This is a genomic window from Escherichia sp. E3659 (assembly GCF_005781135.1).
Lineage (GTDB): Bacteria > Pseudomonadota > Gammaproteobacteria > Enterobacterales > Enterobacteriaceae > Escherichia.
This window is the reverse complement of the sequence record NZ_VATQ01000040.1, coordinates 1-14,636: the sequence shown is the minus strand read 5'-3', so window position 1 is coordinate 14,636 and position 14,636 is coordinate 1. Positions and strand designations below refer to the sequence as shown.

The following is a 14,636-nucleotide window of genomic DNA, read 5'->3' as shown; positions in this document are numbered from 1 at the left end:
ATTCAGTAACTTTATCCACAGTGATGGGCGTAATTAATTAGAGTAATGTTATTATTTTTTTAATTTAGATTGCTTTTATTTTTATTCGGTTTGTCTATTTCATTTCCTCTGAAAAGAAACTAACTATTCACATTGTGCAGATGTTTCAGTTATTATTACAGATATTCTATAATCTCAAAATATTTTTAATGATGGATATGCGATTATCTGTAGTAAAAATATGGAGAGCTTGATGAGTCGGAGCTAAAACAGCTATTGATAAATAAACATGCTGATTTATTCAAGAAAATGGATGTATTTTAAATGTTGATTCTTAATATAACCTAATCAATAGATTATCACGTGAGAGCCACACATCACTGGAGGGGCAGGGGAAAACACCACTTTGGGAACAATGAATTAGGTACTCTTACCACTGAAGCAAGATCATCAGGGCACCAGGTGGTGGTGTAGTGCTTTGGAAATGATCCTCTTGGGGGAGTTGTCATTATTTTCTATGCTATTTGCTTATTATATTCATCGGGTGAATTTAATAAATTCCTAATTTAAAATATCCACTATTAAGCCAGTGTTTAACGACGTTAAGATGACAATGTGCAGATCATGTTATCAGGGTGGGGCGGTAGCGTATATTCCTTATACAAACCATCATTCATTTCAATGGTTGTTATTGAATTATTTATTATTGTGAATAAAAAGACATTATGAATATTGGTTTGACTATGCATATCAGGTTTTTTTTGTTACTCGCTGTAATGTACGAGCCTGACGTGAATAACGTCGAGAACCCATCCGTTGCGTTTGTGATTATTTTGTTTACTAAACAGACACCCGTTTCTCTGAAGTAAAATCTCGGACTAAATCATCACATAACCATGACATTTTTCTGATATTCCCCGGTAACGCCAGATGTCGACTCGCTTATCTCATCCGCCCGACATGTTGTACATGCAATATGTGCGGATTATTATTCATTTTCACGGAGGTTGCTATGTCAACCGGATTACGTTTCACACTGGAAGTGGACGGCCTGCCACCGGATGCTTTTGCGGTGGTTTCCTTTCATCTGAACCAGTCACTCTCTTCGCTTTTTTCCCTAGATCTCTCTCTGGTCAGTCAGCAGTTTCTCTCCCTTGAATTTGAGCAGGTGCTGGACAAAATGGCCTACCTGACGGTATGGCAGGGCGATGACGTACAGCGCCGGGTGAAAGGCGTGGTGACCTGTTTTGAACTGGGCGAGAACGACAAAAACCAGATGCTGTATAGCATGAAGGTGCACCCGCCGCTGTGGCGGGCAGGACTGCGGCAGAACTTCCGTATCTTCCAGAACGAGGACATCCGAAGCATCCTTGGCACCATACTGCAGGAAAACGACGTCACGGAGTGGAGCCCGCTGTTCAGCGAGCCGCATCCTTCCCGTGAGTTTTGTGTCCAGTACGGCGAAACCGATTACGACTTTCTCTGCCGGATGGCAGCGGAGGAAGGCATCTTCTTTTATGAGGAGCACGCGCAGAAAAGTACCGACCAGAGTCTGGTGCTGTGCGACACGGTCCGCTATCTGCCGGAATCCTTTGAAATCCCCTGGAACCCGAACACTCGTACCGAGGTGAGCACCCTCTGCATCAGCCAGTTCCGCTACAGCGCACAAATCCGTCCTTCCTCTGTGGTGACCAAAGACTACACCTTTAAACGGCCGGGCTGGGCCGGACGTTTTGATCAGGAAGGCCAGCACCAGGATTACCAGCGCACGCAGTATGAAGTGTATGACTACCCCGGTCGTTACAAGGGTGCCCACGGGCAGAACTTTGCCCGCTGGCAAATGGACGGCTGGCGAAACAACGCAGAGACCGCGCGGGGAATGAGCCGCTCGCCGGAGATATGGCCGGGACGGCGAATTGTGCTGACGGGGCATCCGCAGGCGAACCTGAACCGGGAATGGCAGGTGGTGGCGAGTGAGCTGCACGGCGAACAGCCACAAGCGGTGCCGGGATGGCGGGGCGCGGGGACGGCGCTGGAGAACCATTTTGTGGTAATCCCGGCAGACCGGACATGGCGACCACAGCCGCGGCTTAAACCGCTGGTGGACGGTCCGCAGAGCGCCGTCGTGACGGGGCCGGAGGGTGAGGAAATCTTCTGCGACGAACACGGACGCGTGCGGGTGAAATTCAACTGGGACCGTTATAACCCGGCAAATCAGGACAGCTCGTGCTGGATACGGGTGGCACAGGCGTGGGCGGGAACCGGATTCGGTAACCTTGCGATACCGCGCGTGGGTCAGGAGGTGATTGTGGACTTCCTCAACGGCGATCCGGACCAGCCGATCATTATGGGACGCACTTACCACGAAGATAACCGCTCGCCGGGCAGCCTGCCGGGGACGAAGACGCAGATGACCATCCGCTCGAAGACGTACATGGGCAGCGGGTTTAATGAGCTGAAGTTTGATGATGCGGCGGGTAATGAGCAGTTGTACATGCATGCCCAGAAGAACATGGATACCGAGGTACTGAATAACCGGACCACGGATGTGAAGGTAAACCATACCGAAACGGTGGGAGGCAACCAGGATATCTCAGTGACCGGGATGCAGAGTACCAGCGTTAAATCGGCTCAGTTCACACATGTCGAAAGTTTACGTCAGGTTGCGGTGCTGCAGGGGCAGTCGATAGTGACCGGCGGGGATCATGAAGTTCTCGTACAGGGTACGCTGCATCTTGCCGCAGGAAACGCCATTCATCTGCAATGTGGTGAGTCTGAACTGGTCATGCTGGCCAACGGTACGGTTGCCCTGTCCTGCACCAATTTCAACATTTATGCCGACCAGAGAGGACAAATCACCGCAGCCCAGATACTGGATCTGAATATGGACGGCGCAAAGTCAGGTATCGAACAGCCCGGTCCACTGACGCCGTCGGCTATTTCTGAGCGTGTCACCGCCGAGTTTCCCCCGCAGCAACCGGAGAAAAAATAATGCCGGATTATCACTTTAATGAAGGGCAGCTTACGTTACCGGCTTCAGGACGGGACTGCACCACGCATGTTTTGCGACTGCCTGAATTACAGGCTGTTCTGACCATCTCGCGGGACACTCTGTCAGGAGCCACGGCACTGGAAGATTACGTCACCGCCCAGATTGAAAAAATTAAGCGCGATGCACGCCATGTGCAAATCCCGGAGCCGCAGTTTACTGATATGAAGAATGGAAAACGCGTCTGCCAGTTTTCCTGCCAGGCAGAGATTTCCGGGCTGGTTCATTACCAGCAACAACACATTATCCTGTCCGGAAAATCGCTGCTGGCCCTGGCATGGACGCTCGGTCATCCGTTTACAGAGCAGGACCACCAGACATGGCAGAATATCCTGGCCAGTTTTGTCCCGCGTGAGACGGTAACGGAGTAAGGTCATGGGAACAGATTATCTGGCGGCCAAAATGGAAGATCCTCTTGAGCACACGTCTGCCCTGGGGGATTTCATGGGGGGCCTGGTCGAAGGGGTATGCTATGGGGTACTTTTTTGTGCCTCTGCCAACCCTGTTGGACTGGCGGTAGGGCTGACTGCCGGCTTTATTTTCAGCGATGTTATTTCTGAACTCGGCGATACGGTCAGTAGCTGGTTTCCCCCGGATGTTGCAGGAACGATAACCTCAGGCTCAAACAACGTTAATGTGAAATCCAGGCCAGCCGCCCGTGCGGCAGGTGCTGTGCCGGATGAAATATTACTGGCACTGCTGGAGGCGGAAGCGGCTAATCCACCTGACAGTAAGGGGATGCAACTCGTTAAAGGGATTGTGGCAAAAACTATTATGATTGCCAAACTACCTCTTTTGCCGGCAGAACTGGGCAGGATGGCAGGCAAGAAACTTGCTGCTTACCTCAAAGGGGAAAGTACCCCGTCTCAGGAAGATGAACAGGGATTCTGGAGTAAGGTCTGGGAATCCATCAGCAATCCGGTGGTGGATGGCCCCGATCCGGCTTTGCATGTCGAGCCACGACTGCTGGACACGATTCATTGTGATAAACATCCCCCGCAACCGATACAATATCTGGCGGAAGGTTCAGAAACCGTACGTATTAACAGCCAGCCCGCCTGCCGTAACGGTGATCGCAGTACCTGCGAGGCGGTGATTGCCCATACCCAGGCCAGTGCGAAAGTCCGTATTGGCGGGCGCAGCTTGGTGGTGAAGGAGATACACACCGGCAAAAATATGCTCGCTTACTATGCAGGGCTTATTGCCGGAGGATTTCTGGTCAGTTCAGTGCAGGCTCTGTTTTGCAGGATAACGGCCAGGGAGTTTGCGGGTAAGTTGCCCTGTCTGATGCTGGGTTCGGTCCTGGGCAATACGCTGGGGATAGTGGCCGGAGGAACACTTTCCACTTCATTATCGTCCCTGTCTTCAGGGCTGCAAGCGTCATCACAGACAGCCAGGCCGGTACACATCGCCTCCGGTGTAAAAATACTGGGCGGAGAGGATGAGCTGGATTTTGCCTGTGACGGGGTAATCCCGCTGGCATGGCAGCGGGTTTACAGCAGCCTTAACAGCGATGAAGGCATTCTTGGCCGGGGCTGGTGCCTGCCGTTTGAAGTGTTCCTGCATCAGGAACCTTCAGCGCCGGGAACGCAGGACAGCGCGCAGATATTTTTTCATGACATGTCCGGCAGGGAGCTGGGGCTGGGAGATGTTCCGGTGGGCGGAGCCATGTTCTATGTGGACGAAGGTTTCCGGCTTTATCATCCACTGGCTGGTATGTTCGTGCTGGAAAGCGCACAGGGACAGTACCAGATTTTTGAGGCAAATCCCCTGCACGATGGCCGGTTCCGCCTGATTCAGGAATGCGATCGTCATCTGAACGGTATCCGCTATTACTACAATGACCGGGGACTGCCGGTGCGGATCGAGGATGATCTTCAGGCCCTCTGCCTGTATCTGGACTATCACCCGCAGCATTCCCGTCTGAGGGCCGTATACCAGCAGTACCGGCAGGAGGATACCCGGACGGGCGTACTGCGTATTCGTTATGAATATAATGAACAGGCGCAGCTCACCGCCGTCGTGGATGCTGACGGGGTCGTGATGCGCCGTTTTGCCTGGGATGCGGAGCACGGGCGCCTGACCATGCACCAGACGGTGGATGGCCTGCAGGCGCATTACCGCTGGCAGCCAACTTCCGGTCTTCCCGGCCATTTTCATGTCGCACGGCACTGGCTACAGGAAGGAGAGCAGCGCAGCGGGGAAATCCTGTTTGATTACGATCCGGCGGCGCGCCGGGCCACGCTGCATTATGGTGATGGCAGGCCGGACAGCCTGCATGAATGGGATGAGCAGTACAACATTACCCGCTGGCAGCCTGCCCCGGATATCTGCTGGCTGTATGAATGGGGGGATAACCGGGAACTCCTGCGGGTGGTTGATCCCGCACAGTATGAACACAGCTTTAAGTACGATGAGCGCGGCAACCTGATCCAGGTGGTTGATCCCGTCGGTCAGGAATACCGGTTTGACTGGGACCGGGATTTTGCCTTTCCGCTGAAAGAGGAATATCCCGAAGGGCTGGTCTTACGCCATGTTTACAATGTCTTTGGTGATCGTATCAAAACCATTGACCAGGCAGGCCTCATCACCCGCTATAACCATGATGCTTCCGGGCTGGTTGAGAGCATACAGGATGTCCGGGGCAACCTGTACCGCTACGGCTGGAATAATCGTGGACAGTTAACCCGGCAGACGGACTGTTCCGGGTATACCACCCACCTGTATTATGATGAGTATGGACGGCTGGCTGCCGTGACGGATGCGCAGGGTAACTGCACTCGCCAGGCGTTTTCAGCAGCGGGCCGCCTGCAAAAGCAAATCCGCCCTGATGGTGGCGAAACCACCTGCCATTACAATGCCCGTGGACAGCTTGCCGGTGTGACCGATCCGGCACGTCAGAGCAGCCGGTTTGACTATAACCTGCGCGGGCAGGTTATCCGCCACACTGATCCTCAGCAGCGCCAGGTGCGCTTCGAATATGATGCCGGCGGGCAGCTTATTGCGCTGTATAACCAGAAAAATGAAGCGTACCGTTTCAGCCGGGACAGCCTGTCACGGCTGGAAGAGTCCTGCGATCTGACGGGCTGCCGCGAAGTGTACCGGTATGACAGCCGGAGCAATATCTGTGAGATAACCCGCTATCCCGCTCCCGTGGCGTCCGGTCAGGAGGCGCTTTTACCGCAGGTCACCCGGCTGGCGTATGATGCTGCCGGACGGGTGCAGTACCGGGAGAACGGGGATGGCGCTGTCTGTTACCGGTATGGGAAAAACACGCTGACACTCCAGCGATTTACGCCGGATGACTGGCAGAAGAAACAGCGCGGGGATGAAAATATTGCTGCGCAGGACACGCTGCATCTGGTCACGGATGCGTATGGCAGCCTGCTGGAAGAACATAACCCGGCGGGCGTTTTTACCCACCGCTATGACGAACTGGGCAACCGCACAGAAACGCAGATGCCGGATGGTCGCCGCCTGAAGCGGCTGTACTACGGCAGCGGGCATCTGCAACAGCTCAATCTGGAAGACAACGACGGGCAGCAGACGGTGCTGGCTGAGTTTGAACGTAACAGCCTGCACCAGGAAATCAGCCGGACCCAGGGCAGCCTGACACTGCGCACGGAATATGATGCTGCCGGGCGGGTAACTGCCCGTCTGGCGCAGATGGCGCAGCAGCGGCATGGAACACCGTTGCTGGAGCGGCGTTATACCTGGGATCAGCGTGGCTTCCTGATGAGCCGGTACCACCGGACACAGGATGCGCAGGCGCTGCTTTCCCCGGAGGAACGCAGCGGCAGCACCTGGTACCAGTATGACTGCACTGGGCAGATCCTGAGCGCACAGCAGCATTTCACGGTGCGGCAGTACTGCGATCTGGCCGGAAACCTGATGGAGGAGCGCGGTCCGGCGATCAAGAATAACCAGTTAATGCAGTACCGGGGCTGGCACTACCAGTATGATGCCTTCGGGCGTATGAGCAGGCGCACGGATGAGCAGGCGCAACGGCAGGATTACCGCTATAACAGCGATAACCGGATGGTGGAAGTGCGGTTTGCGGACAGGATGTACTCCCGGTGGCAGCGGGTGGAATACGACTACGACCTGCTCGGGCGGCGGACGGGGAAACGGCTGTACCGGTGGCATGATGAGGGCGAAGCGGAAGCGGCCCCGGAGAGAGTACGTTTTATCTGGGACGGGATGCGGCTGCGGGGAGAAGACAGTCCGGGAAAGGCCACAGAGGTGCTGTATGTCTACAACGGTGACAGTTATGAGCCGCTGGCAAGGGTGGATCGTTTTACCCGGCAGGTGATAGAACCACAGGACACGCGCCCGCCGAAAACCACGGTATATTACTACCACACGGCGCTGAACGGCCTGCCGGAAGCAATGACAAGTGAGTCAGGGAAACTGGTGTATGAAGCGCGTTATGAACTGTGGGGGAAAGAAACGGAGGCTGCAAGTGCGCATACAGTCCTGACAGTGGGGCAAAACCTGCGGTTCTCGGGGCAGTATTTTGACGCAGAAACGGGGCTTCACTATAATACGTTCAGGTTTTATGCACCGGAGTGTGGGCGGTTTACCCAGCCAGACCCGATAGGGCTAAAAGGCGGGTTAAACTTATATGCTTATGGGCCGAATCCGCTGTCATGGATCGATCCACTTGGTCTTAAGTGTTGGTCTACAGAACAAAAAAATTATTGGAAAGATGTTGGTGCAAAAGAGTTAGCCAATCCTTCAGGATTATATTCGCCAAGAAATATTTTAGAAATGGTTGGTGGACGTGCACCTAAATTCACAGCTAGAGTTAAAGTAATTAAAACGGGTAAAATAGAGATAAGAGATATACCATATGAGTTACACCATAAAAATATACCGCAGCGACAAGGCGGACCTAATGTTCACGCTAAAAATAATTTAGACGAAGTAGATCCATGGCAACATCAAGAAGTAGATAAATATCGTCATTCAGGAATGGAATTTATAGAACTTATTACGGGGGTTAGTTCATGGTGATTGATCGTAATTATATTTTATTTTCTTCAGCTTTGTCAGAGCTAGCAGCACAGACCTGTAGCGTAGGACTTGGTCACAGCGAGTCTGAATTGTTCATGAAACGTGTGTATGATGAATATTTACTAACATCCTACCCTGAACCAAATGTAAACTGGATTAAATCCATTCCATTAGATGTGAAATCATGGATGGTTAATGTTATTCAAGAAAATTTCTTATTTATGAATAAAAAGCCAAAATGGGTTGGAGGCGCTAGTTGGAGATTTATTGATGATGTACCCATGATATTTATTTCTCAAATAGAGTTTGAAAGCAATGAAATAATGGATAAAAACTTATCATCTGGCGATGTGTTATATATTTTTTCTGGGAGAAATTATATTGTTGATGGTTGGGAGTTAATAATAAAAATGATTAAGCAGGATAAAAATGCTATTGGCACTTCTTATATTGACTAAGGTAAGGCTGGGAAGGTATTAAGTCTTCCCGGCTTTTTATTATTTAATTTTTGTTCAGCACACTAAACATTCCTTCTCGCATCCCCTTAACTGCCTGTTTAACCTGACAAAGCTCCCTGCGCAGTTCCTGTACTTCGTTGTTATCCGCAAGCAGGATCAGGCAGCCTTCCGAGATCCTCACGGTAACGCCCGTGCCGATCTCAAATCCCGCTTCTCTCAGCCATTTGGCGCTGATTTTGATCACCGGTGTGTCGCTGCGGTTGGGAAGATAACCCACGGTACAGCGGCGCTCTGTTTTGGAAATGGCGACTTCTGGCGTAATATCGTGTTCAGCCATAATTAACTACTCCTGTTAGTTGCTTGTGGTGAGCGGCGGTAATGAGGTGCGAACTCATTGCCGCCGCGCTGTTTAACGTTGTCTCACACTCTTCTTGACTGCCTTCTCCACGTTGACTTTAGTCACAAAACTGTCAATCACCATAATCAACGCTCTTTGTTCTTCATCCGGTAGCGCATCAGCCTGTTGCCAGAGTTCGTGCAACTCAGCGTTACGGATCTTCACATCCTTGCTGGTATCAACCCGGCCAACCAGTTCATCAAGCGAAACCTGTAACACATCAGCCAGCTTCAGCAGCGTCTCCAGTTGCGGCGAGATATGGCCGCGCTCCCAGCGGTTATAGGCTCTCGGCTGTACGTCGATCATCTCAGCAAGGCGTGTCTGGGTCAGCCCTCTGGCTTCCCTCAGTGCTTTCAGGCGTTCGGAAAAAGCAGACATATCAAGACCTGTCATCAGGAAATCAATAGCTGTCATTGTATGCCCTCTTTTTTAGCTGCCTGTTGTAATGCAACATTAATGTGATTACTATATATCACATTAATGTCCATTGACAAGGTTTTAGAGGTAGCAAATGGCCCGCATCCCGGAAGCAGAGTTGCAGCACCTGAAAGCCGCCGTCTCCTTAGTCGCCGTGGTTCAGGCGCAGGGGCGACCACTGGTTAAGAAAGGGAAAGACTTCACCACGCTGTGTCCGTTCCATGACGAGAAAACGCCGTCCTGTGTGATCTCGCCGGAGAAAAACCTGTATCACTGCTTCGGCTGCAACGCAGGCGGATCGGTGCTGAACTGGGTGATGCAGACGGAAAAACTCAGCCTGCGTAAGGCGGCGGAACGCCTGAAAGCGGAGCTGGGCGACAATCCCGCCGTGGTGCCGCTGGTTACAAAGGATGAGCCGGAAATCTTCGCGGAAGATGAAGCGGGCCGTCAGCAACTGCTCTCCCGCGTGGTGGAGTTCTACCATCACACGCTGCTGAACGCGCCGGAAGCGGTGGCCTATCTGGAAAAGCGCCGCCTTAACCATCCTGAACTGGTCGCTGCCTTTAAATTAGGCTTCGCCAACCGCACGCTGCCTTATCGCCTGCCAGCGGTTAAATCACGGGCAGGTGAGAAGATCCGCGCCCGGCTTAAGGGTGTGGGTGTGCTGCGTGAGTCCGGGCATGAACACTTCACCGGGTCGCTGGTTGTGCCGGTTGTTGATCTCAACGGGCAGATCCGCGAGATGTATGGGCGCAAGATCGGTAATGATCTGCGTAAAGGCACGGCGTTACATCTGTACCTTCCGGGTGCTCATGGCGGGGTGTGGAACGAGCAGGCGCTGATCGGTTCGGCGTCGGTTATCCTGTGCGAATCGCTGATAGATGCCATGTCGTTCTGGGTGGCGGGGTTCCGTAACGTCACGGCGGCTTACGGGGCGAACGGCTTCACCGATGAGATGCGGGCCGCACTGCTGGCACACGGCGTTAAGCAGATACTGATCGCCTACGACAACGATCCGGCGGGTAATGAGGCGGCGGTAAAACTGGCTTCTTCCTTAGCCGCTTCCGGGATCGCCACGTTCCGTGTACTGTTCCCGGCGGGCATGGATGCGAACGGCTATCTGTGCCAGGTGGCAGAGCCGGAGCAGGCGTTCAGTCTGTTGCTGGATGGCGCGGTGTCCATGAGTGATCTGGCCGACGCGGAAAGTATCGCGCCGCAGGCCAGCGCGGAGCCTGCACACCTGACTTCATTAGCCGCTGATGTTGCCGCACTTCCGGCAGTCAGCGCCCCTGCACCGGGCGTCAGCGTGGAAACCCTGGCTGATGGTGAACTGATGGTAGCCTTACCGGGCGAACGCTGGACGATCCGGGGCGTAAGCCGCAAACCGAACGCTGCCGCGATGAAGGTTAACGCGCAGGTACTGGACACCGGAAGCGGCGTGGTGTTCGCGGATGCGGTGGATATGATGAGCGCCCGTAGTCGCGGCGGTTATGCGCGGGCCGCCGCCGCAGAGCTGGGCCTTGCAGAAGGCGATCTGCGTCGCTCGTTAGGAAAAGTGCTGCTGGCGCTGGAGCACTGGCAGGCTGCACCGCAGCCGGAAAACGCCGCCCCGGAGATGAGCGACACGGATCGGGAGGCGGCGCTGGAACTGTTGCGCTCGCCGGATCTTGCATCACGCATCGCGGCAGACATGGCGGCGTGTGGTGTGGTGGGTGAATCCACCAACCTGACGGCGGCGTATCTGGCGGCGGTGTCGCGTAAGCTGGACAGGCCGCTGGCGGTGCTGATCCAGTCATCGAGCGCGGCGGGTAAGTCCAGCTTAATGGATGCGGTGCTCAACCTGATCCCGCCGGAAGAACGCTTACAGTACAGCGCCATGACCGGGCAGAGCCTGTTCTACCTCGGTGAAACCAACCTGCAACACAAGATCCTCGCCATCGCGGAAGAAGAAGGTGTGCGCCAGGCGGCGTATGCGCTCAAGCTGTTGCAGTCGGACGGGGAACTGACCATCGCCAGTACGGGCAAGGACGACGCCAGCGGCAACCTGGTGACGAAGCAGTACACGGTAAAAGGCCCGGTGATGCTGATGCTGACCACCACGGCGATCGACGTTGACGAAGAGTTACTCAACCGTTGCCTGGTGCTGACGGTGAACGAGTCGCGGGAACAGACGGAAGCGATCCACGCGGCGCAGCGTTACGCGCAGACGCTGGAAGGCCTGCTGGCGGCGAATGAAAAAAGTTACATCACTCAGCTTCACCAGAACGCGCAGCGGCTGTTACGCCCGCTCAACGTGGTGAACCCGTTCGCGTCACAGCTCACGTTCATGAGCGACAAAACCCGCACCCGGCGCGACCACATGAAATACCTGACGCTGATCCAGGCGATCGCGCTGCTGCACCAGTACCAGCGGGAGATCAAGCGCGTGGAGCATCGCGGGCAGGTGGTGGAGTACATCGAGGTGACGCGGGAGGACATCGCCCTGGCGAACCGTCTGGCACATGAAATACTCGGGCGCACCCTGGACGAAATGCCGCCGCAGACGCGCAAACTGTTAACCCTGATCCAGCAATGGGTGAGCGGCAGCGGCCAGGCGCGTGAGGCGATGCGGTTCACCCGTAAACAACTGCGTGACGCGGTACAGTGGGGCGACACGCAGCTCAAGATCCACCTGGCGAGGCTGGTCGAAATGGAATATCTGCTGGTCCACCGTCGCGGGCTGACGTTCTGCTATGAACTGCTGTTCGACGGGGACAGCAGCGCAGACGCCGCGCACCTGTGCGGGCTGATCGACGTACCGGAAACGCCGCATGACCCCGCCCGGTCAGGGCAGATGGCGAAACGGTCGGCCTCTGGTCGGGCAGTGGTCGGCAGTCAGTCGGGTTAAGGAAAAAACCACCGCAGACCAGACTCGATGCGGCTTACAGGCCGGAGCGGTCGGGGCAGAGGAAAAAACCCAGTTCCGGCAGAACGGAAAAAACCTGCCCCGCAATCATACTGCGGCCCGTCCGGGCCGGAGCAACACCGAAGCATAAGTATGACCTCATCCGGTCGGGGTGGCGGCTGCAATAGTCGGCTCCCGGTCGGCAGTCAGTCGGCAGGTGGTCGGGTAACGTAATACCCCCACAGGCCGCGCCCTGTAAGACTTATACCATGAAGCGGTCGGCCTGCCTGAAAAACCACTGTTCCATCCTCTGTTCTTATCCCCATCGTACCGTAATCTCAATCAGGACAATCATCATGACAAAGCCCAAATCACCGGGGCAGGAAGCCCTTTATCTTAGTCGCCAGAACGAACACACGACGCAGCGCCAGCACATGCTCGCCTGGCTGGAAAGCCTGGAAGCCGCAGGCTACAGCGCGCGCAGCGTGGAAGGCTACCGCGAACGGCTGTTACCGTTCATGACATGGTGCGAGGCGCGCGGCCTGCTGTACGCACCACAGGTCAGCCTGGCGGTGCTGGAAGCGTACCAGCGCCACTTACGCAGCTACCGCAAGGCTGACGGCAACACGCTGGCGGTCAGTGGGCAGCTTAACCGCCTCAGTGCGGTGAAGAACTTCTTCCGCTGGCTGCTGCAACGGCACGTCATCCTCTACAGTCCGGCAGAGATGCTGACACTGCCGAAGGAGGAGAAACGGCTTCCGGCGCAGGTGTTCAGCGAGCAGGAGACGCGGCAGGTGCTGGGCAGTCTGGACACGGAGAAGCCGCTGGGACTGCGCAACCGGGCGATACTGGAAGTGTTGTGGAGTACCGGGATCAGGCGCATGGAGGTGGCGAACCTGATGCTGTCAGACGTGGACTTCACGCGCGGCGTGGTGAACGTGCGCCAGGGCAAGGGGAAGAAGGATCGGGTCGTTCCGGTGGGCCATGTGGCGCTGGAGTGGGTGATGCGCTACCTGCGCAGTGTGCGGCCTCACCTGACGCAACGCGCTGACAGTGGTCACCTGTTCGTGACGTACCACGGCAAAGGACTGAACCGGGGAACGCTGACGCAGATCGGCGGGGAAACCATCCGTGAAAAGGCGCGGATACAGAAACCCGGAGCCTGTCACATCTTCCGCCACTCAATGGCCACGCAGATGCTGGACAACGGCGCGGACACGCGGCATATCCAGGCGATCCTCGGGCATGAGAAGCTGGAGACGACGCAGATCTACACGCGGGTAGCCATCGGTCACTTACAGGAAGTTCACGCGCTGACGCACCCGGAAGAGCAGGATGAGACGTGGCCGGAACGACGCAGCCCGCAGGTGGCGGCAGAGCCGCAGACGCGGCGTGAGCGTAACCATGCGGAGATGGAGCGTGCTCTGGTCAGCAGGAAGCGCAGCCGGAGACGCTGATACCGGGCGAAGCAGCTGCGTCGCCGGACAGGCCGCAAAGTTAGCGGGCGATCCCTGTAAGGCCGTGGGGTGAGGTGCAGGGCAGACAACCGCCATCCCTGGCGGTTGACTGCCCCCTTGCCAGCGGAGCGCGCGGGGGTAAATGCCGTCCGCCCCGTGGAGGCAGCCGCGCCCCATGCGACCATGCAGCACGGGGCAAACGTCATTCAACATAATGCGGGGGATTATGCGCACTCTCGCCGGGTGGCTACAGTGGCGAACCCGACCCGCTGTGCGCGGCTCGTGTTCGCACAATCCGCATTATGTCTTGCGCCCCGGCGTTCAGCTCCGCGGCCCGTGCAGCGCAAAGCTTCGCTGGCGCTCCGTTCTGCTGTCAGCAGTGGTGCCGTTCTGTGGCCCCGCAGTCGCCGCCCTCCCTGGCGGCTCCGGTGCCGTTCTGCGGCAGCGTGATCGTGTGGCAGTCAGTCAGAAAAGGGTGTCGGCCTGGCGGCCTCCGCTTGTAAGGGCTTTATGCCCGCCCGGCGTCGTCTGGCTGCGGCGGCTCGTGCCGCGCAAAAAGGCCGCGCGTTACTCGTTCCCGCCTCGCCAGCTTCCGCTGCCCGCCCCGGTCCGTGTGGTCATGCACAGGCAAACCCCGGTCAGGTAGCGGTGCCACAGAGCGCCGTTCCGTCGCTTGCGGACTCTCTGCCGCCCGCACCCGCAGACCCCGCGCCGTGGCCCCGCCATGCCGCCGGTGGCGACCTGGCGGCCCCCCGTCACGGGGTGCCGGAAACGGACTTAGTGGAAAGCGGAATGACAGGTTCGTGGCGGTGGTGATATGGTGAGCGGGCGTGAAAACGCGCGTCGGGGAAATGTGGTTAACGTGTTGTTAAATAAGTAAAAGGTGATAGCCGGGAAGCCAGAAACGGCGCGGGCGGTAGCATGTTAAAAAGTATGACCTGTACCGGATCGTCCCGATGATCCGATAGGGCTAAAAGGC

The 14,636-nt window shown here is 55.8% G+C and carries 9 protein-coding genes and 1 pseudogene; 8 read left to right on the top strand and 2 right to left on the bottom strand.

The window, feature by feature from the left end; translation table 11 throughout:
* Window positions 1–68: 68 nt before the first annotated feature.
* The 5 genes and pseudogenes from FEK47_RS25160 to FEK47_RS21210 form a co-directional block, all read left to right on the top strand.
* A pseudogene (locus tag FEK47_RS25160) lies at window positions 69–200 on the top strand (DUF5445 family protein); the annotation flags it as partial.
* Between the two features lie 791 nt (window positions 201–991).
* Window positions 992–2,971, top strand: coding sequence for a type VI secretion system tip protein VgrG (locus tag FEK47_RS21225; protein WP_135487794.1), 1,980 nt, complete (start codon window positions 992–994; stop codon window positions 2,969–2,971).
* On the top strand, window positions 2,971–3,399 hold the full coding sequence (locus FEK47_RS21220; RefSeq protein WP_135487793.1) for a DcrB-related protein: 429 nt from the start codon (window positions 2,971–2,973) through the stop codon (window positions 3,397–3,399). Before FEK47_RS21225 ends, FEK47_RS21220 begins: the two co-directional genes overlap by 1 nt.
* Before the next feature lie 4 nt (window positions 3,400–3,403).
* Window positions 3,404–8,044, top strand: coding sequence for an RHS repeat-associated core domain-containing protein (locus tag FEK47_RS21215; protein ID WP_138183363.1), 4,641 nt, complete (start codon window positions 3,404–3,406; stop codon window positions 8,042–8,044).
* Window positions 8,038–8,502 carry a hypothetical protein gene (locus FEK47_RS21210; RefSeq protein ID WP_135487792.1) on the top strand — a complete coding sequence of 155 codons (465 nt, stop codon included), beginning with the start codon at window positions 8,038–8,040 and terminating at the stop codon, window positions 8,500–8,502. The genes FEK47_RS21215 and FEK47_RS21210 overlap by 7 nt, the downstream gene beginning before the upstream one ends.
* 43 nt (window positions 8,503–8,545) lie before the next feature.
* On the opposite strand, the gene FEK47_RS21205 is transcribed toward FEK47_RS21210, so the two are convergent.
* Together FEK47_RS21205 and FEK47_RS21200 are read right to left on the bottom strand one after the other, a co-directional pair.
* Window positions 8,546–8,839 (bottom strand): SymE family type I addiction module toxin, encoded by a 294-nt coding sequence (locus FEK47_RS21205; RefSeq protein ID WP_135487791.1) that lies wholly within the window; start codon window positions 8,837–8,839, stop codon window positions 8,546–8,548.
* A 72-nt stretch (window positions 8,840–8,911) separates the two neighbouring features.
* Entirely contained in the window at window positions 8,912–9,313 is a 402-nt protein-coding gene (locus tag FEK47_RS21200) for a helix-turn-helix transcriptional regulator (protein ID WP_135487790.1), read from the bottom strand.
* A gap of 97 nt (window positions 9,314–9,410) precedes the next feature.
* Here FEK47_RS21200 and FEK47_RS21195 point away from each other — a divergent pair, with 97 nt between their 5' ends.
* The 3 genes from FEK47_RS21195 to FEK47_RS21185 all read left to right on the top strand — a co-directional run bounded on the left by FEK47_RS21195 (window position 9,411) and on the right by FEK47_RS21185 (window position 14,473).
* Window positions 9,411–12,203, top strand: a complete 2,793-nt coding sequence (locus FEK47_RS21195) for a CHC2 zinc finger domain-containing protein (protein ID WP_135487789.1) — start codon at window positions 9,411–9,413, stop codon at window positions 12,201–12,203.
* A 353-nt stretch (window positions 12,204–12,556) separates the two neighbouring features.
* Entirely contained in the window at window positions 12,557–13,657 is a 1,101-nt protein-coding gene (gene xerC, locus FEK47_RS21190) for a site-specific tyrosine recombinase XerC (RefSeq protein WP_135487788.1), read from the top strand.
* Between the two features lie 510 nt (window positions 13,658–14,167).
* Window positions 14,168–14,473, top strand: a complete 306-nt coding sequence (locus FEK47_RS21185; RefSeq protein WP_240730982.1) for a hypothetical protein — start codon at window positions 14,168–14,170, stop codon at window positions 14,471–14,473.
* Window positions 14,474–14,636 lie beyond the last annotated feature (163 nt).

Coding starts and splice junctions, on each gene's coding strand:
- FEK47_RS21195 (WP_135487789.1), top strand. CDS start 9,411: ATGGCCCGCATCCCGGAAGCAGAGTTGCAGCACCTGAAAGCCGCCGTC.
- xerC (WP_135487788.1), top strand. CDS start 12,557: ATGACAAAGCCCAAATCACCGGGGCAGGAAGCCCTTTATCTTAGTCGC.
- FEK47_RS21225 (WP_135487794.1), top strand. CDS start 992: ATGTCAACCGGATTACGTTTCACACTGGAAGTGGACGGCCTGCCACCG.
- FEK47_RS21185 (WP_240730982.1), top strand. CDS start 14,168: ATGCCCGCCCGGCGTCGTCTGGCTGCGGCGGCTCGTGCCGCGCAAAAA.
- FEK47_RS21205 (WP_135487791.1), bottom strand. CDS start 8,839: ATGGCTGAACACGATATTACGCCAGAAGTCGCCATTTCCAAAACAGAG.
- FEK47_RS21220 (WP_135487793.1), top strand. CDS start 2,971: ATGCCGGATTATCACTTTAATGAAGGGCAGCTTACGTTACCGGCTTCA.
- FEK47_RS21215 (WP_138183363.1), top strand. CDS start 3,404: ATGGGAACAGATTATCTGGCGGCCAAAATGGAAGATCCTCTTGAGCAC.
- FEK47_RS21210 (WP_135487792.1), top strand. CDS start 8,038: ATGGTGATTGATCGTAATTATATTTTATTTTCTTCAGCTTTGTCAGAG.
- FEK47_RS21200 (WP_135487790.1), bottom strand. CDS start 9,313: ATGACAGCTATTGATTTCCTGATGACAGGTCTTGATATGTCTGCTTTT.